This is a genomic window from Methanofollis aquaemaris, assembly GCF_017357525.1.
Lineage (GTDB): Archaea > Halobacteriota > Methanomicrobia > Methanomicrobiales > Methanofollaceae > Methanofollis > Methanofollis aquaemaris.
In genome coordinates, this window is the sequence record NZ_CP036172.1 from 502370 (window position 1) to 518821 (window position 16452).

General features: G+C 59.6%; 27 protein-coding genes. 4 read left to right on the top strand and 23 right to left on the bottom strand.

Translation table 11 applies throughout. The annotated features are described in order from the left end of the window. Positions 1-8 precede the first annotated feature (8 nt). Positions 9-1226 (bottom strand): NAD(P)-dependent malic enzyme, encoded by a 1218-nt coding sequence (locus tag RJ40_RS02340; RefSeq protein WP_265581746.1) that lies wholly within the window; start codon positions 1224-1226, stop codon positions 9-11. 90 nt (positions 1227-1316) lie between these two features. Next, positions 1317-2069 (bottom strand): glycerophosphodiester phosphodiesterase, encoded by a 753-nt coding sequence (locus RJ40_RS02345; protein ID WP_265581747.1) that lies wholly within the window; start codon positions 2067-2069, stop codon positions 1317-1319. 110 nt (positions 2070-2179) lie between these two features. On the opposite strand from RJ40_RS02345, the gene RJ40_RS02350 reads away from it, so the two are divergent. Together RJ40_RS02350 and RJ40_RS02355 are read left to right on the top strand one after the other, a co-directional pair. Continuing rightward, complete coding sequence (locus RJ40_RS02350; RefSeq protein WP_265581748.1) at positions 2180-2584, top strand: NAD(P)/FAD-dependent oxidoreductase; 405 nt, start codon at positions 2180-2182, stop codon at positions 2582-2584. Next, positions 2521-3603, top strand: coding sequence for an FAD-dependent oxidoreductase (locus RJ40_RS02355; RefSeq protein WP_265581749.1), 1083 nt, complete (start codon positions 2521-2523; stop codon positions 3601-3603). Before RJ40_RS02350 ends, RJ40_RS02355 begins: the two co-directional genes overlap by 64 nt. Positions 3604-3711: 108 nt before the next feature. Here the strand turns inward: RJ40_RS02355 and RJ40_RS02360 are convergent, their stop codons facing one another. The 13 genes from RJ40_RS02360 to RJ40_RS02420 form a co-directional block, all read right to left on the bottom strand. Further along, entirely contained in the window at positions 3712-4911 is a 1200-nt protein-coding gene (locus RJ40_RS02360; RefSeq protein WP_265581750.1) for a GntT/GntP/DsdX family permease, read from the bottom strand. Between the two features lie 60 nt (positions 4912-4971). Further along, positions 4972-5238 (bottom strand): DUF504 domain-containing protein, encoded by a 267-nt coding sequence (locus RJ40_RS02365; RefSeq protein WP_265581751.1) that lies wholly within the window; start codon positions 5236-5238, stop codon positions 4972-4974. Between the two features lie 117 nt (positions 5239-5355). Further along, complete coding sequence (locus tag RJ40_RS02370; protein WP_265581752.1) at positions 5356-5502, bottom strand: hypothetical protein; 147 nt, start codon at positions 5500-5502, stop codon at positions 5356-5358. Beyond that, on the bottom strand, positions 5499-6494 hold the full coding sequence (locus tag RJ40_RS02375) for a hypothetical protein (protein ID WP_265581753.1): 996 nt from the start codon (positions 6492-6494) through the stop codon (positions 5499-5501). Before RJ40_RS02375 ends, RJ40_RS02370 begins: the two co-directional genes overlap by 4 nt. Next, positions 6467-6664 carry a hypothetical protein gene (locus RJ40_RS02380; RefSeq protein ID WP_265581754.1) on the bottom strand — a complete coding sequence of 66 codons (198 nt, stop codon included), beginning with the start codon at positions 6662-6664 and terminating at the stop codon, positions 6467-6469. Before RJ40_RS02380 ends, RJ40_RS02375 begins: the two co-directional genes overlap by 28 nt. Beyond that, positions 6661-7074 (bottom strand): hypothetical protein, encoded by a 414-nt coding sequence (locus RJ40_RS02385; protein ID WP_265581755.1) that lies wholly within the window; start codon positions 7072-7074, stop codon positions 6661-6663. Before RJ40_RS02385 ends, RJ40_RS02380 begins: the two co-directional genes overlap by 4 nt. Continuing rightward, on the bottom strand, positions 7071-7451 hold the full coding sequence (locus RJ40_RS02390; protein ID WP_265581756.1) for a hypothetical protein: 381 nt from the start codon (positions 7449-7451) through the stop codon (positions 7071-7073). The genes RJ40_RS02385 and RJ40_RS02390 overlap by 4 nt, the downstream gene beginning before the upstream one ends. Before the next feature lie 4 nt (positions 7452-7455). Further along, entirely contained in the window at positions 7456-7860 is a 405-nt protein-coding gene (locus RJ40_RS02395) for a hypothetical protein (protein WP_265581757.1), read from the bottom strand. Then, positions 7857-7994 carry a hypothetical protein gene (locus tag RJ40_RS02400; RefSeq protein ID WP_265581758.1) on the bottom strand — a complete coding sequence of 46 codons (138 nt, stop codon included), beginning with the start codon at positions 7992-7994 and terminating at the stop codon, positions 7857-7859. Before RJ40_RS02400 ends, RJ40_RS02395 begins: the two co-directional genes overlap by 4 nt. A 9-nt stretch (positions 7995-8003) precedes the next feature. Continuing rightward, positions 8004-8894, bottom strand: a complete 891-nt coding sequence (locus tag RJ40_RS02405; RefSeq protein WP_265581760.1) for a hypothetical protein — start codon at positions 8892-8894, stop codon at positions 8004-8006. After that, the gene (locus RJ40_RS02410) at positions 8891-10882 is read right to left on the bottom strand and encodes a hypothetical protein (RefSeq protein ID WP_265581761.1); all 1992 of its coding nucleotides are present in this window, start codon (positions 10880-10882) and stop codon (positions 8891-8893) included. The genes RJ40_RS02405 and RJ40_RS02410 overlap by 4 nt, the downstream gene beginning before the upstream one ends. Position 10883: 1 nt before the next feature. Beyond that, positions 10884-11252, bottom strand: coding sequence for a hypothetical protein (locus RJ40_RS02415; RefSeq protein ID WP_265581762.1), 369 nt, complete (start codon positions 11250-11252; stop codon positions 10884-10886). A gap of 40 nt (positions 11253-11292) precedes the next feature. Then, positions 11293-11466, bottom strand: coding sequence for a hypothetical protein (locus tag RJ40_RS02420; protein ID WP_265581763.1), 174 nt, complete (start codon positions 11464-11466; stop codon positions 11293-11295). Between the two features lie 209 nt (positions 11467-11675). Between RJ40_RS02420 and RJ40_RS02425 the strand changes: the two genes are divergently transcribed. After that, complete coding sequence (locus RJ40_RS02425) at positions 11676-11876, top strand: hypothetical protein (protein ID WP_265581764.1); 201 nt, start codon at positions 11676-11678, stop codon at positions 11874-11876. Between the two features lie 165 nt (positions 11877-12041). Then, entirely contained in the window at positions 12042-12422 is a 381-nt protein-coding gene (locus RJ40_RS02430; RefSeq protein ID WP_265581765.1) for a zinc ribbon domain-containing protein, read from the top strand. Between the two features lie 13 nt (positions 12423-12435). Here the strand turns inward: RJ40_RS02430 and RJ40_RS02435 are convergent, their stop codons facing one another. The 8 genes from RJ40_RS02435 to RJ40_RS02470 all read right to left on the bottom strand — a co-directional run bounded on the left by RJ40_RS02435 (position 12436) and on the right by RJ40_RS02470 (position 16257). Then, positions 12436-13986: a replication endonuclease gene (locus RJ40_RS02435; protein ID WP_265581766.1), complete on the bottom strand. Its 1551-nt coding sequence runs from the start codon at positions 13984-13986 to the stop codon at positions 12436-12438. Between the two features lie 99 nt (positions 13987-14085). Further along, complete coding sequence (locus RJ40_RS02440; protein WP_265581767.1) at positions 14086-14271, bottom strand: hypothetical protein; 186 nt, start codon at positions 14269-14271, stop codon at positions 14086-14088. Continuing rightward, positions 14268-14588 (bottom strand): hypothetical protein, encoded by a 321-nt coding sequence (locus RJ40_RS02445; RefSeq protein ID WP_265581768.1) that lies wholly within the window; start codon positions 14586-14588, stop codon positions 14268-14270. The genes RJ40_RS02440 and RJ40_RS02445 overlap by 4 nt, the downstream gene beginning before the upstream one ends. A gap of 2 nt (positions 14589-14590) precedes the next feature. Beyond that, positions 14591-14860, bottom strand: a complete 270-nt coding sequence (locus tag RJ40_RS02450; RefSeq protein ID WP_265581769.1) for a hypothetical protein — start codon at positions 14858-14860, stop codon at positions 14591-14593. After that, positions 14857-15045, bottom strand: a complete 189-nt coding sequence (locus RJ40_RS02455; RefSeq protein WP_265581770.1) for a hypothetical protein — start codon at positions 15043-15045, stop codon at positions 14857-14859. The genes RJ40_RS02450 and RJ40_RS02455 overlap by 4 nt, the downstream gene beginning before the upstream one ends. A gap of 198 nt (positions 15046-15243) precedes the next feature. After that, positions 15244-15627 (bottom strand): hypothetical protein, encoded by a 384-nt coding sequence (locus tag RJ40_RS02460; protein ID WP_265581771.1) that lies wholly within the window; start codon positions 15625-15627, stop codon positions 15244-15246. Continuing rightward, positions 15624-15911, bottom strand: a complete 288-nt coding sequence (locus RJ40_RS02465; protein WP_265581772.1) for a hypothetical protein — start codon at positions 15909-15911, stop codon at positions 15624-15626. The genes RJ40_RS02460 and RJ40_RS02465 overlap by 4 nt, the downstream gene beginning before the upstream one ends. 187 nt (positions 15912-16098) lie before the next feature. Beyond that, on the bottom strand, positions 16099-16257 hold the full coding sequence (locus RJ40_RS02470; protein ID WP_265581773.1) for a hypothetical protein: 159 nt from the start codon (positions 16255-16257) through the stop codon (positions 16099-16101). Positions 16258-16452: the final 195 nt, after the last annotated feature.

Here is a 16452-nt window from a genome sequence, read left to right on the forward strand (position 1 = left end):
TCTCGTCTTCAAACCCTTTGTGCCGGTGCGTGCCGCCGGGCGCACCCGCACCGCACCGCCGCCTCCTGCACCCCGGCGGCGACGGCACCCGCAACCCGGCGGTCGAGGACGTCGGGGAGTATCCGGTCGGGGCGGGGCCGATCGACCGTGGCGGCGAGGGCGGCGGCGGCCGCCAGTTTCATCTCGTCAGTGATCCCGGACGCGGCGGCGTCGAGGGCGCCCCTGAAGATCCCGGGGAAGGCAAGGACGTTGTTGACCTGGTTCTGGAAGTCGCTCCGGCCGGTCCCGACGATCGCCGCCCCCGCGGCCGCCGCCTCGCCCGGCATGATCTCAGGCACCGGGTTGGCCATGGCAAGGACGATCGGGTCGTCGTTCATCGACCCGACCATCTCTTTGGTTACGATCCCCGGCGCCGAGACCCCGATGAAGACGTCGGCGCCGACCAGCGCATCGGCGAGGGTGCCGTCCAGGTTCCGGCGGTTGGTCTCATGGGCGAGGATGTATTTGTGCGGACGCGTGAGGAGGTCGGACCGCCCGCGGTACAGCGTCCCCCTGCTGTCGCAGACGATGATATCCCCGACCGGGGTGCAGAGGGTCCGGTCCATCCCCAGGCAGGTGAGGAGACGGGCGATGCCGTACCCGGCCGCACCGGCCCCGCTGACCACGATCTTCAGGTCCGCAAAGTCCCTGCCGAGGACCCGGCAGGCATTGACGAGGGCCGCCAGGACCACCACCCCGGTCCCGTGCTGGTCGTCGTGCATCACCGGGATCCCGAGATCCTGGAGTTCTTCTTCGATCGCAAAACATCGCGGCGCCGCGATGTCCTCCAGGTTGATCCCGCCAAAGACCGGGGCGATATTTCGGATCTGCCCGACAAGATCCTGGTCTTTGTCGGCAAAACAGATGGGAAAGGCGTCGATCCCCGCGAACTCCTTGAAGAGCAGGGCCTTGCCCTCCATCACCGGGATGGCCCCGGAGCCCCCGATGTCACCGAGCCCGAGGACCGCCGAACCGTCTGAGACGACCGCCACGGTGTTGGCCTTGAGGGTGTAGCGGTAGGCGAGGTCGGGCTCGGCGGCGATCCGGCGGCACACCCCGGCGACACCCGGCGTGTAGGTGAGGGCCAGGTCGTGGGCCGTCCTGACCGGCACCTTCCCCCTGATACCGATCTTTCCATGGTGGCGTTCATGGAGGTCCAGCGATTCGGCGTAGATGTCTCGCCCCATAGTGCGCCATGGTGTCCGCCGCACGCATAAAGATTGGCGTCACTCCTGCCCGGTCACCAGCATGCCGAGGCCGAGGCCGGGAACCGGACTTCACCGGGCCGCCTCCACCATGAGGAGGCCCTCGACCCATCGCCGCGCCGCACACGGGTTGTCGGTGGCGAAACCGTCCACGCCCATGGCCGCCGCCCGCCGCACCTCACCCTCGGTGTTCAACACCCAGGGGACGACGAGGAGATAGTGGGCATGGGCCTGCTCGAAGAGGTCGCGGTTGAGGCGGTCGGCGCGCGGGAGGAGGGCGCTGGCCCCGACCGAGAGGGCGAGGCCGATGGAGTCCTCGATGGGCCGCGAGAAGATGAGCCCGGTCGTCACCTGCGGGAGGATCTCCCTGACCACTTCGAGGCTGGAGGCATGGAAGGAGACGATGAGGATCCGGTCGGTTCCATGTTCCCTGATCGCCTCGCAGACCGACGCCTCGGTCCCGATCTCTTTGATCTCCACCACGAGCCCGCACCGCCGCAGGACGAGGTCGAGCACCTCCTCAAAGGTCGGCACCTGCTCGCCCCCGCCGGCGTCGAGGCGCCGCACCTCGCGGAGGCTGAGGGCCCCGACCGCACCGTGCCCGTCGGTCGTCCGGTCGACGGTGGGGTCGTGGACCGTCACCAGGGCGCCGTCTTCGGTCTGGCGGACGTCGACCTCGACAGAGTCGGCGCATGCCATCCCCTTCCTGAGCGCCGCGAGAGTATTCTCCGGGGCGACGGCCCGCGCCCCCCGGTGGCCGATGATGAACATGCCGGGAGGCATGCACTGCGATAATATAGAGGTGACGGTCGGGGGAGGGGACATGGGGGCAGAACTTCCGAGCCTCCGGATCTGTCTCCTCTCTTTTCTCCATGGTCGTGAGGATGCCAGAAAAATTTATCCCGCCCCCCTGCATCCTGCCCCGCGGTATTCCCATGGAAGAGTACGACCTCATCGCCGTCGGTTCGGGCTCGGCGATGCCGGTGGTGGAAGCCTATCTTGAGGACTGCCCGAAGGCCAGGGTTGCAGTCATCGACAGAGACGAACCCGGCGGGATCTGCCTGACCCGCGGCTGCATCCCCTCGAAGATGCTCCTCTACCCGGCCGAACTGGTGCGGACGGTCGAGCGGGCGGGCGAGTTTGGGGTGAAGGCCGGACTGGAGGGGGTCGACTTCGCCGCGGTGATGGGGCGGATGCGGACCTATGTGCAGGAGGAAGTCACCGGGATCAGGACGAGTCTGGAGGCCTCCCCTGCCATCGACTACTATACCGGGAGGTGGCCGAGTTCACAGGCCCATACACCCTCTCGGCCGGCGGGACCGGGATGCATGCCCCGATGATCCTTCTCTGCACGGGATCGCGCCCGGCCGTCCCGCCGGTCGCCGGCCTCGAAAAGGTCGGATATCTCACCAGCGACACGCTCCTCGGACTGGAAGAACTTCCCGAAAGCGTGGCCGTCATCGGGGGCGGGTACATCGCTGCGGAGTACGGCCACTTCCTCGCGGCCATGGGCGCGGAGGTGACGGTCATCGGGAGAAACCCGAGGTTCCTCCCTGCCGAAGAGCCCGAGGTCTCCGCGCTCGCACGGCGAGAACTCGGCCGCCACCTCACCATCGTCACCGGCCACGAGGTGCGGCGGGCCGGGAAGAACGCGGCCGGAGAGATCAGGCTCATTGCCAGAGACCGGCTCGGCGGCAAAGACGCGGAGTTCGTCGCCGACGCCGTGCTGGTCACATCAGGACGGCGCCCCAACACCGACCTCCTTCACCCGGAACGGGCCGGGATCAGGACCGACGCTCACGGGTGGATCGCGGTGGACGAGTATCTCCGGACCTCCAGTCCCAATGTCTGGGCGTTCGGCGACGCAAACGGGAAGTACCTCTTCAAGCATGTCGGCAACTACGAGGCAAAGATCGTCTACCAGAACGCGGTCCTCGGAGAACGGGTGAAGGCGACATATGATGCCGTACCGCACGCCGTCTTCACCGACCCCGAGATCGCCGCCGTCGGCCCGGGCGAGCAGGAGGCCGCGGAACGATATGGGGAGGACGGGATCCTGATCGGTTTCCAGCGCTACGAAGAGACGGCAAAAGGAGTGGCGATGGGAGTGAAGGACGGTTTTGTGAAGGTGATCCTGGAGCGTGCGACCCTCAAGATCCTCGGGGCGCATATCATCGGCCCCTTTGCGTCGATTCTCATCCAGGAGATCGTCACCGCGATGTACTTCCCCGTGGGGACGGCGGAGGCGGTGATGGAGAGCATGCATATCCACCCCGCTCTTCCCGAGGTGGTGCAGCGGGCATGTCTCAACCTGATGACCCCTCACGAGTATGCCGGCGTCATCGGGCGGCATGTCTGATCGTCTCGCCTTCCCACACACTCGCACAGGGGGAAGGCACGCCGATCAGACGGGCCGCCCCCATCGTAGACTCTTCACCGCTGTCTCGCACCTGGGGGCGGTGTGGGCTCAGAGGAGCACGCCGGCCAGCACCCCTGCAATGGCGACGATCACAGATACTCCCATCAGCGGGAGGGTGTAGCGTCTCAGCACCACGGTCGGGGAGTCTCCGGTCGTCCTCCCGACCAGCCAGAAATAGGGGTCGCTGAATGCGGAGATCGAGAGGGCCCCCGCGGCAATGAGCAGCACGAGGGCGACCGGATGCAGGGGAACCGACGAGGCGACGCCCGCAGTCACGACGGCGGTCACCACCCTTGATCCCTGCGCCGCCTGGACCAGGACGGCAAAGATGAGGGGGAGGAGAAGGAGGGGCACGACGCCGTCCAGCAGTCCGAACGCATCCTGTGGGAAGGAACTTGCCAGGATGACGCCGCCCAGCGCACCGGCGCCGCAGAGGTCGTAGATGATCACGCCGGCATGTTTTGTTCCCCACTTGAGGGCGGTGTGCCGCTCTTCGCCGGGGAGGAGGAAGAGGGCGCCGGCCATCCCGAAGAGCAGGGCCGCCTGGACCGACCCGTCGCCGAAGACCGGCCAGATCAATGCCGCAGCGGCACAGACCAGAGGGAGGAGGAGCGGCACCCATGCCTGCCGACCGACGGTCGGGGCCTGGGAAGGAGGAACCGTCTGAGCACTGCCCCGGCCCATCGCCGCACCGACTCCGATGAGAAGGAGCAGCACGAGCGGGAGGGCGACTATGAGATAGTCGCCGGCGGAAAATTCCGGTGCCGCCGCCGCGGCCGCAAGGGTGACCGGGGTCGGGTAGATCAGCGTGAAGGAGAGAGCGCTCCCGATGGCCGCGGCATAGAGGGCACTCTTCCGGTCGGAGAGGCAGGAGAGGATGGGGGAAGAGACGATGAACGCGGTCATGCAGCACATAAACGGGACGGCAAGGATGGCACCCGTGATCGCACCGACCCAGGTGGGCCGTCTGAGCAGGACGGAGAGATCTCGTACGATCTGCTCGCGGTACCCCGGAGTTTCGAGCACGCCGGCGACGACCGATCCGGCAAAGACGACCACGGCCAGGAGGACGAAGACCTTTCCCGCACCGGCCGCGGCGGTCCCGACGACCTCGGATGCCGGGATGCCTGCAAGAAGACCGTACAGGACCGCCGCAGAGAAGAGGGTCAGGAAGGGGTTGAGGCGGTATCTGACAGTCGCGACCGCGATCAGGAGGAGCACGACGATAAATGCAAAGAATGTCTGCACAATTATCCGTCGCCGCAGTATGATATCATCTTTGCGTTCTGGAAGAACTCCGGGAGAATATTATTCCAGCACAACTCCTCCCACCGCCCGTTCCCAGAGTCGCCGGCCACGATACCGGATCTCGATGAGGCGGTGGATGGGGATGTACTTCTCCTCCCCCTCCGGGCGGACGATGAAGTGCCCGCCCTCGATCGCCCTGATCTCGCTCCCCCTCACCGTAGAACGATCGGCCGGTGCCCCGCGGTCGAGGTACGTCACCTCCACCTCATCAAAGTCGTAGTCCGGGTCGTGGAGAAGACGGAGGAGGAGTTTGTGACTTGTCCGCATGGGAGGTGGAATCAGACTTCTGGTATATAATGTGGGCGGTGCACGGGCCCCACGAGTGTTCTCGGGGCCGTCATGGCACATTTAATAAAAGATATTGATGTGTAGATGACTGCATGTTTATTTCTCTTCCAGAAGGGCGATCCTTTCTTCCAACGCGGTAATCCTCTTGTCTAAGGCATTCTCATGTTCTTCTACGGTTTTAAATCCCTCCTGGATAGAGGTGAAAGCGTCCTTAAACTGCTGAATGATCTGGTTGTTCTTCATTCTTCATCCCCTTCTTCTTCCTCTTCTTTTTTCTTTTTCGATTTCTTCTTCTTTGATGGCTTGGGGGGCTCGTAAACGCCATCATAGGCAATATAGCCAAGTTTGTTCCCCTCCTTGTAGTGAGGGAATTTCAGTTTGGACGAGAATGTGCCATCGGGGAGAACCAGATAGCCATATGGAGTCTGGATTTTTCGCCATAGCCCGTTGAAGTCTGATAGGCGATCGGTCGATGAGGTGATCCGGCTGCCGCGGCGCAGGACCATCCATTCAAACGCGGACCTGACGCCGGGGTGAAGTTGAGTCCAGTCGTGGATCGTGACCATGAGCCGGAGTTGCATGGCCCTGAGTTTCTGAGCGTTCTGCCGGATGAGGTTGATGCTACGGGTCTGAAGCATGGCCTCCTTGCCGGTGCCGGCATAGCCGTAGCCGGGAGCGGGACATATGTTCTGGAATTCATCCTGGATGATGGTGGCCGGGGCGGTGATCTGTCGGCGGTGTGCGCGGTGAGAGAGGGCGTGATACATGAGGGCCGACTGTTCGACGGCGACGAGGGGCTCCTCGATGAAGGGATCGAAACTGGCGATCGTGATCTGTCCCGGGATCACGTAGTCCCACACGTCAGCGGTGCGAGCGACGGTCACGAAGTCGAGGTCTAACCCTGCGGGCCCGTGGATGTCGATCTCACAGCCCGGAAGAGTTACGATGGTTGCGGGTTCGTGCCGGAGGTAGGCCCCATAATACAGAATGGATAAGATTTCATCACCCTTACCAATATCAAAATACAGGATCGCCTCATCGGGTGAATATTCCCGGAAATTGTCGATGCAATAATACAGGAACTGGGTTTTTCCCGACTCAGGTTTCCCGATTTCGAGCAGGTGGCGACCAGGATACTGGATCACATTTTTGATGAAATACTTCTCCCAGTATTCCATCTGTTCAGCGGTGGCCTCCTCGGCCGGGGTCAGCAGCCCAGGATCGCATATTCCCATACACGCCTCGCGATATTTTTCCATCCATAGGCGGTACCCATGCCCAGGACGAAGACGACCACGATACCGATGTTGACCAGCCAGTAGGGGGCATAGAACGATCCTGCCGGGACCATCATCACCTGGAAGGCCCGGACAGCCGGATCTACAGGGGTGAGCATATCAATCATTGAGTTTTCCTCTGAATGGGGGAGGTCATAGTCGCTTCGGCCATATCGGCCTTATCGACCAGACCATGATTTTCGATGAGCGATACCAGTTCCGTTCTGATTTTGGAGAGTTCTTTTTCAAACTCTCCCCGTTTCCCGAAGGTGTAGGGGGAGAGGTCAATGGCAGATTCGTAATTCTCCCTGAGATAGATGATCTGCTTCAACTGAGCGTTCAGGACGTCAGAAACCTCCTTCCTGGCGGCTTCGCTTTTGATGCCGTCGAGTTTTGAGGCGATGTCAGACCAGAGTTCGTCTACCAGGTTCAGACGGAGGCCGACCGGGCCGCCAGCGTTACGGGTGAGGGTGAGCAGGACCACGGCCATATGATACGAGACGGGAGACAGGGGATACTTTGGGGAATAGGCCATCATTCATCCCCCCGCTTCCAGAATTTCCACCAGGATCGCTTTTCCTCCGGCGGGTGCATCGAACTTGGAACCCCGACATGCTCCACGTTGGTTTTGCCGCCCGATGTAGTGCCGATGAGGGCCTGGAGGAATTCTTTTCGACCCTTCCGGTCCAGAGACACCCGGTTCTCCCGGAGTGCTTCGATGAATTTGATGCACCCTGGGATCTCGATGATCTTCTGATCGTTGAGGGCTTCGAGGATGGCGAAGTCAATCGCTTCTTGATTTGTTAACTCAGTCATCCTCGGGCCGGAGGAGTCGGCAAGACGATCCACCTTCTCCAACTGCTTCAGGCGTGGGTCGAGGTCTGAGACTTTCTGTTCTAGGATGGCGTTTGGCATGATATCACCCGATACTGAGAGCGACAGAAATCCCGACGCAGAACGCGGTGATCGCTGTGAGGATCAATGCACCGAAACGCACTTCCCGGTTCACGGCGTCGGCGAGCATTCGCTTATCGATCAGGCGGTTCATGAGCCTTGGATCGGTTTTCAGAGTGAACACGTCGTCAGACCGGGTGATCCAAAGCGGGGCGCCGGTGTCGGCGTCGAAGGGGTAGAGAGGGCCGTGGTCCTCGCTCAGGATCGCAGGTTGTCGGAGCGGACCGTACGTGCGGTCCTTGGCGTAGTCGTGCACAAATTCCCCGTCAATCCTGAGTTTTTTTATGTCACAGGTTGAGGCGTCCCGTCCGAACAGGATCACGTTGATCGGTTCGGCTTTCCTGATGATTTTCAAGGGGTTGAGTGTCATACTTTCCTCCGTTTTCTTTGATCCTTTTCGTTGACTGACTGTTCCAGATCCCGCAGGGCTTCGTGTGGGGTTCGCCCGAGGCCCTGGGCGACCTTTACGTTGTTATTCATCAATTTCGCCTTCCAGATGTCCATTATATCACCTCAAATCGGTTTCAGCGCCCGGATGATGTTGTAAAATAACGTCACTATGCCGAAGATGAACTTGAAGAAGATGGTGAATAGCCGCTCGTTGTAACGAACCATCTTCCTGGAGAACGCTATGATGTCTCGGGAGTGACTTGCCGCGTACGCGATGAGGACAGATTCGTACAGGGCGAGTACTGCCAGGAAGTGATCGAGGAAGATGAACTTGAACACCGAGATGACAACCCAGATGACGGACCAGACTTCCCCTGCAAAAGAGAGCAATTGAGAAAGCCAATCCATCGCAGATGTCGTATCAGATCCCTGATCGATATGGTCCGACACCGCTGAAGCTGATGAATAATGCACCACTGCCCTGATCTCGTCACTTGAGCCAGTAGACAGATGAATTCGAGTGATGGGAAGATGGTTAATATAGGGAATCTGGACGTAGCAGGCTTCAGACGGATCAGAGGGCAGGTCGGCCAACGCAACACCAGAGGTTTCGGCGTCTGGATCTGAAGCGTATCCGATCCAAAACATGCTATCTGCGGGGAATATCCGCAGATATTCATGGGACGACGAAGATGATCCCAACGTGTATGTCACGTTCCCAGTGGTTCCCATGATTCCTAAGACGCTGTGGCTATAAGAGCCAGTCCAGATATCCCCATTAGGGCGGGAGAGTGTTACAGATACAGTCGTGCCGGGGGAGACATCATACACGTATGCCTCGATTATCGCACTCCCAGACGCGACCTCGATAACATCAATGTCCAGATCTGACCCCGACACCTCTATTGTTTGAGATCCTGCGACGCCGAGGTTGTTCAGCACGATCGCAGATCCTGGGGCCACCAGACAAGCAAAAGCCACCCCGAAAATGACCAAAAGGGGGAGGGCCTTCATCTCGTTCTCCCACCAGGGACCAGCCAGTCGATCATAGCCATCAGCAATATCAGACCGGCCAGGGTTGCGAACAACTCCAGATTATCAAAAAGGACAGAAAACGCCGATTCTGCTTTCTCCTCTGGGGTCCTGGTGTCGGCCGTTGGGGTGGCGGTGACGCCTCCGGGCGGCGATGTGGTGACCTCCGAGGAGATGAGCATGAGTTGGATCGTGATCGCCGAGTTTTCGGTGATGGGCATGATATAGCCGCTGGACGAGTAATACCCCGATTTTGAGATGGAGTACGAGACCGTGGAGTTTGCCGGGATCGCGATCCGGCAGGTGCCCATGGAGTTCGTGACGGCGGTCCGGTCGCCAGCCTGCACCGCCGCCCCTTCGATATAGGTGCCGGTGACGGTCGTCACGGTGAAGGACATATAGACCTCGTCCTCGGCCGGCGTCTCGGAGGGCATGAGAGTGATGCTGATCGGCATCTGGTTTCTCGGCAACGCTGTCGGTTGGACGAAGTCGGTTTCGGTGTGGGTGACATAGCCGCTCCTCGTCGCCGTGATCCTGATCTGGTCCCCGAGCGGGGCGGTGAATGTGGCGACGCCGTTTGTCGTGCCCGACGCCCCGACGATATACTCCCCGGTGGAGTCATAGATCACGGTGCTGTTGCGACTGAGATCCCAGACCGTGACGCCGACACCGGAGAGATGGGACGGGTTTGACTTCGCCCCGTCGAAGATGCTGACGATCACGTCCACATCACCGGCCTTTCGGGAGACGTCGCAGGAGGTGGAGACCTCCGCAAGAGCGGCCCCGGTAGAGGGAGGTTGACGGTCCCGGACGACTGCGGATACTCTCCAGGTGCCGGCGCTGGTCGGCGTGAGGGATAGAGAGTGTGCAGCGGCCTCGGTGGAGTCCTCCATCAGGAAAGAGGTTTCATTGTAGTGCTGCCAGGTGGACCAGTCCGATGAGGACAGAGAATATAGTTCAACGTCAGCGTTGCCATCGGGATCGGTGACAGTCCACGCGATCTCTGAGTATCGCGGGGCGCCGGCGGCAGGGGTGAGGGAGGCTTGGATTGGTTCGTAGACGGCGGCAGAGGCAGGAGAGAGGTTGACGACAAACCAGCCCTCCGGGGGCCTCTCGGGGATTGGATCCGGGTGAGGGCCGAAATACGTTCTGTTCCACCATTTTCCATCCCCAAAAATCGAAACGTAGACGGGGGTGCCGTGGGCGGGGATCTCTAGATCGTCGTATCCGGTATTGTCGTATTTTGTGAGACTTTGACTGTCCCGCACATGGACCTCGGAATAATACCCGTACCGATTGAGGGTGATCAAACTATTGTTGCCGAGATAGGACGAGCCAGTGATCTCGGCGGTGATTTCGTGGCGCCAGGAGTGGCGATAATTGATAATATAATCCCCAGGGATGTTATAGAGATTGGGATAGGCGGCGACCTTAGTCTGGACCGTAACGGGGACATCAGGATTGTTCGTCCCCGCGATCGTGATGCCCGGCATGTTTGGGCCCGCCCCATCTAGTCTGATCGAGCGTAGGCCGGTGTGCGAGCCGGGATCCCAGGAGTCCAAATCTAGCCAGACTATTACCGATTTTTGGGAGCCGTCAGAGTTGTAATTGATATTGTAGCCCAGGAGCCCAGACCCGTACTGGTGCCCGTCCCCTGCATCCAGCAGACGGACAGCGTACGAGTCAGACGAGATCGATGTATTTTTGATCTGAGCGTTTGAAATCGGGATCATCACAACCACCGAATCGAACGCTGAAAGGGTTTCGACACCCCTAACTGAGAGAGTATGTACGTTGTTGCCGCCCGGCTGCGTTTGCTGACTGGGGATCGAAACGCCGTAACTGTCCGAGATAGGTTTGTTGACCTCTAGGATTTCAGCGGCGGCGGGGGCGACGGCCACCACCAACAAGGCGAGGGCGACGAGCACCACCACCCGCGGCCCCCCCGGCGGGGTCAGATTCAGCCGCATTTTAGTGCCCCCTTAAGATGATACACACCGTGGCGAGCAGCACAATCAGCAGGACGACGATCAGAGAGTGGTCGGTGAGCCAGGCGATCAGGGTGGCGAGCAGGTCGGCGGACTCAAGATTCGTGACCTGCGGTTTGAGTTGAAGCGTGTATCGGTTGGACTCCGAGACGTTGAGCGCGATCACGCTACTGGTATTGGTCGTCAGGAGGTGGGTGCCGCCGGCGTCGAAGACGTCCACCTGTTGTGTCGATAGGCCGATGTCCTGGAAGACCAGCGTTACGGTCTCGGCCGATGCCGCCGGGACAATCAGCGCCGCCACGATGAGGAGGGCGCAGAAAATTGTTTTGGGTATGGGGGATGGATCAGGCATGCCAGTACTCCCCGAGGTGTGTAGGCAGTGGCCCGGATGATCAGAAGACCCGGTCCATCATGCCGAGGATCTTGCCGAGGAAGCCACCGATGAACGCAAGGACTGCCATTGCGACGATCGCGGGGAAGATGCCGGTGATCAGATCGATCAGGCTCGGGACGAGCGTGACCACCGCGCCCAGAACTTCCTGGATGGGGGTGAAGTTTACCGCCATGACATAACACCTCGTTGAGATGTCGTTATGTCCAAGAGTATAAAGGATACTCCACACTTGGCCAAGACTTATGCACAATACGCACATTGTATATATGTAGGACGGACAGGCGCGGGCACGGCGACGCGAAAAACCGCCGCCGGAACCCCCTCGCATGTGTGCGCCCGGGTGGTGAAGAGGTGCAGCATACCCAATACACAAACAAGTTTTTGGACGTCGAATTGACAGCAGAGAAGGCGTTTGCCTTCCGGCGGTGCCTGCGCCTGGAGAAGAAGAACAGGGTGCCTGTCAGGATCATGGTCGAGCAGGAGTTATTGGATGCGGCGGGGTGCGAGCCTCGGTCCGGGGAGTTGTCGGACCTGGCAAACCAGGGCCTGACAATGATCCTGATCGCATCTGGACGACTGTAGAATTATAGCCCTTTTTTTATCTCTTTGTCTGCCGAGCCTACGTGAAGTCGACCAGGGGCGAGGGGGGCGCCGGGATCCTGGGGGAGGTGTTGGGAGACGGCCTTTTTTCTTTTCACTGGATGCGAATGGGAAAGTTGAATAATCCGAATTACAAGGATAGTGATCATGGGAAAAAAGGGATTGTTACGTCGATTGGAAAAAGGCAAGCCCCTAACTGAGGCAGAAAGAAAAGAACTCGATGACATGATAGAGATGGATGAACATTATGTCCATGAGGATGGATCCCCAGATCTAAAAACGATGATTCAAGATGCCGTGATCCAGAGAGATGTGTGTTACGAACGATTTGGAGATGGAAGCGAAGGGGATCAACCCGGAAAAGGGGAGAAGATCGCCTCATGGAATATATTTGATAAGCCGGTCAAGTGCCCTCAATGCGGTAGTGAAGATGTTGAAGGGGGGACAGATGGCTACTCGTTAATTTATGACTGTTTTGACTGTGGGCATCGTTGGTTTGAAGATGATGATGATCTCCTGAACTTTTAATCGATATTCTTTTTTACATGAAGTCGGCGAGGCTGAGCCCTTTCAGATCAGCCGCTCCGCTCTTGCTGAGTAGACTGGTAGCAGGGGCGAAAGATAGACTCTCTTCTGCTCTTCGTTTCCTCCAGTATTCCCGTTCGTTCTCTTCCTCCTCCAGTGGGCCGGGAATGTGGGCCGGGTCGTTGTAGATCAGAGGATCCTCATACCCGCGTACTCGAGGACGTTCAAGGCGCCGAAGGGCATCGGGAAGATCGTCCCGGTGGAACACCCCCTTAAACTGATAGTGTGGACCGTGTTCCTGTCTCCACCGCTGAACCGCCTTTTTCATTGCCGCCTTGATCTCTGCTCCTTCGTCAAGATAGCGGAGAGATTGGCTCATCGTGAAAAACCGCTTGTTGAAGGTCCAGTAGTTCCAGAAACCCTCTTCTGTAAACAGGGCCTTCTTTAGATACTTCTTCAGATAATCCGCTGGATTCTCTTCCTTCTTGGCATCCTGCGGCCGGTTTTTAGAGTCTTTCCATTCCCAACGGCCATTCCGGTTCCTGACAACATAGGCATGGACCATGAAACCCTGTTCCCGTTCAATCCCCCATTCATAGGCCAACTGTTTCCAGTCCTTAATCCAGTCGATACCAAATAACAGAATATGGTCATGGATGAGGCCGTTCTTCTGGAATTCGATCACTCGCAGGTAGGGGATCCTCACCTTGCGCCGGTGGACCTCAGCCTCATACCAGCCCCGCCAGGCTATAGATTCGTGCCGGTTGGCATCGTATAGGGACAGTCCTTTCCCTTTAAAATTGAACCGAGCCAACTGATTCCCGTCTTTGTCCTTGATTATCCGTTCCTGGGGAGAGCCAGCAGGAGACATCCAGATCTTTGGGTCAGTGGTGAGAGTGAGGAAGACGGCCTTGTCGAATAATTCCAGGCTATTATCAATTGCTGTCTCGAATTTTTTCAGCATCTCGACCTTTCGCCCGGCGTTGTTGAATCTGGTCGTGATCGGTAAGACCACATGATCAGGACCGTCAGCCCCTCCACAATGCTCGAGTACGATCCGGTTGTTCTCGCAGTTCACCAGCCACTCCTGGAAGAGCCGGTCCTGGCGGTTGATCCATGCCTCCAACTCTGGGTTGAGGTGTTCGGGATCGGGCCGGACAAAGAGCGGGTAATACCGCAGGTGCATTGCCCTGGCCATGGCGACCCGGCGTTCATGACTTACTCGTTTCGGGAAGAAGGATGGCAGGATCGAAAACCGCCGTTTGGTCTCCTTTTCTGAATCGGAAGAAGAAAAGGCAGGTGTGCAAAGCCTCTTGGAGTTTTGCACCTCCTGCATCAAGTTAAGTATGTTAGGGGTAGCATCTACGTACAGGCCTTTTTTCTGCTGTGGTTCGACACTGAGAGGGTCGATCACATTGTGGTGAAGACGGACATAACCCGCCTCTTCCCACCTCTGGATCCGCCGGCGCAGCCGGTGATAGAGTGCATCTCCAGATTTTCCAGGGTGGTTGAGGACCGAGCAGACCCGATCATACAATACGGTGAACTTTGCACCGCCGAGAATCATCTTGGTGAGATCGACAGACCGATCTCCAGCAAAAAAGTGAAGGGGGCCATTGGACCCGGCGGTAAGGGGGGCAGCGTCCGTCCTGATCACCTGGGGGTATCAGTGCTTCAGGACGGCGCGGACGATGCCGGCGAAGTGGAGACCGATCAGGAGCCCCACGATGAAGCCGAGGACCGGCCAGAAGAACGGCCACCAGGAGAGATCAGGCACGAGACTCCAGCCGGGACCGATGCCGGTGACGTTGATCCACCCACCCGCGTTTGGTTCGGTGATGTCCAGGATCACGGGCTCGCCTCCCGTGGAGCATAATGGGGACAGAGATACCAGGGCCAGAACTGCGGATTGCAGTAGGTCGGGAGAGTGGTATCTCCTCGATGCCTCAAGCGACAGTAACCCGTGAAGAGGGGATCCCCACGGACATTACAGAGACCCCCATCGGTGAAACTGTGCATACACAGATGGGCGGTCATGGGCCGACACCCACTTGATCCCCTGAGATCCCTGATTGCCGGCGTGAACTCGAAGTCCTTGCCGTCCCTGGAGAGGACCAGATCCAGCCAGGCCGGATTGACGGGAGAGAAGGCTGTGAGGGTGGCCTGCATTTTTACCAGTCCTCCCCCGAATCTCGCCGGTCGTCGGCATCCCAGAGATCACAGGTGCGAGGGCAACCGCTACACCCTGGACTGTGCCGACAGACAGATCCGGCACCCGGGCAGGGGTTGTTTGCGACCCCGCCCGGACACCCCGGACAGCCGTAGCACCGGCACTCGTCACCGTTGCGCCATGCGCATTGACTGCCACGTAAGTGGGTGTGGAAGTTCAGGGTCATGCCGGTCTCCTGGAGGATGTCGAAGAGGGTTTTGGGGGCGGTCACAGATCCCACCCCCTCTGGATAGCCTCGAACGTCTCCAGAGCGTGCGGCCCGCTCAGGATCCCGGCCGGCGTCACCAGCCGGACAGAGGACAGATCACCCGGACGAGTCCAGGGGCCGAGGTCAGAGACGGCCTGACAAAACGCCCTGGAGGCGGTGCGCACCTCGGCGGGGGTGACTGGAGGCATTAGGCCACCTCCCGACCCTCGGCGGCAGCCTCCTGGGCCGCTATTAGACGTTCCCGGAGGCGGTCGAGTTTGGCGGCGCCACCGGCCGATGTGATACTCATCGAGATTATCCAGCATGTAGGCAGTCCAGTGGGCCCATTGCCGGTGTTCGAGTTCGGCGAGGCGCTCAAGGAGCAGATCGTCAAGAAGAGGGTCCACTCAGGCCACCCCCTCAGACTCGGCGCGGGTGACGCGGTGACGGGCGAGGAGGCCCGAATTGGCGACCTCGGTGAGGTGGCCGCGGGTGAGGCCGTGCCTCTCCAGCACTGCAAATTCATCCTCCCGCAGGAGAGACAACCTATATAGGATTGCCTCGGCCGCCAGGGCCGCCCGCTTGAGATGGGCGGTCTCCTCGGCGAGAGAGTCAATGGGATCCTCCATGGCGGCCATGAGGGCGAGGTCGGTCGGCGAGGCATACCGCATCATGCACTTGCGCTCGCCCCGGCCGAGGTTGAGCCAGAATTCAGGGACGGTGGCGAACACCAGATAGGGATGCACGGCACCCTGGAGAGGGCCCGGCACCCGGAGAGAGGCGGCGCTCATGGGCTGTCCTCCAGCAGTTTAGACGGGATCCTCGGCCAGATAACCACATGGCAGACCCAATCATCCAGGGTGCCATCGACGCTCCAGTTCAGATCGTATCGCTGGGCGATCTCGTTAATTTTGAGGAGGGCAACATCGACAAAGGCCTCATCCACCAGGACAATACTACTGGTTTTGAGTTGTATGCCGTCAGGATGGACACAGGAGGGGCGGGCATCATACCACGCCACGATCTCCTTATAGGCAGCCTGAAGGACCGCCGCCACCCCGGCAGGGACGGTCATTCGGCGTCACCCCTTGTAAGGGCCAGATCAGATACCTTCCGTTCGACCGCGGCCCGATCCTCAGTATATCCACCGCAGTACTCCACGTTGCCGCCGTGTAGGGGCCGAGTCAGATCAATCTGACGGCCGGCAATGTACATCCGCCGATCCCCGATGATCTGCGAAAACACGCGCCACGGGCCGGGCATCACGCCACCCCCCTCGGCACGCTTCCCACCGCCGCCGGCGGCATCTCGTCAACGACAACGATGATCCCCTTGGCCTCAAGTGTCTCCAACTGTTCCCGGATGTCCGACACGAAGGGCGACCGCCTGATCAACTCCTCCACAATCGCCCGAGTGAACACCCCTTCAGGTCGAGGGCGGCCGCCAGCGGCGGGTATGCTGGCAGTTGACATTATGCCTCACCCCGTGCATGATCCCTCATCGCAAGAGCGCGCAGAATAGCAGACGAAAAGGTGATAATCTCAGAAGGAGAGTGGTGATCAGCGCTTCCCCACTCGGATGCTTGGCGGCTTTGGGAGGAGGGGGCGCCACTCGAT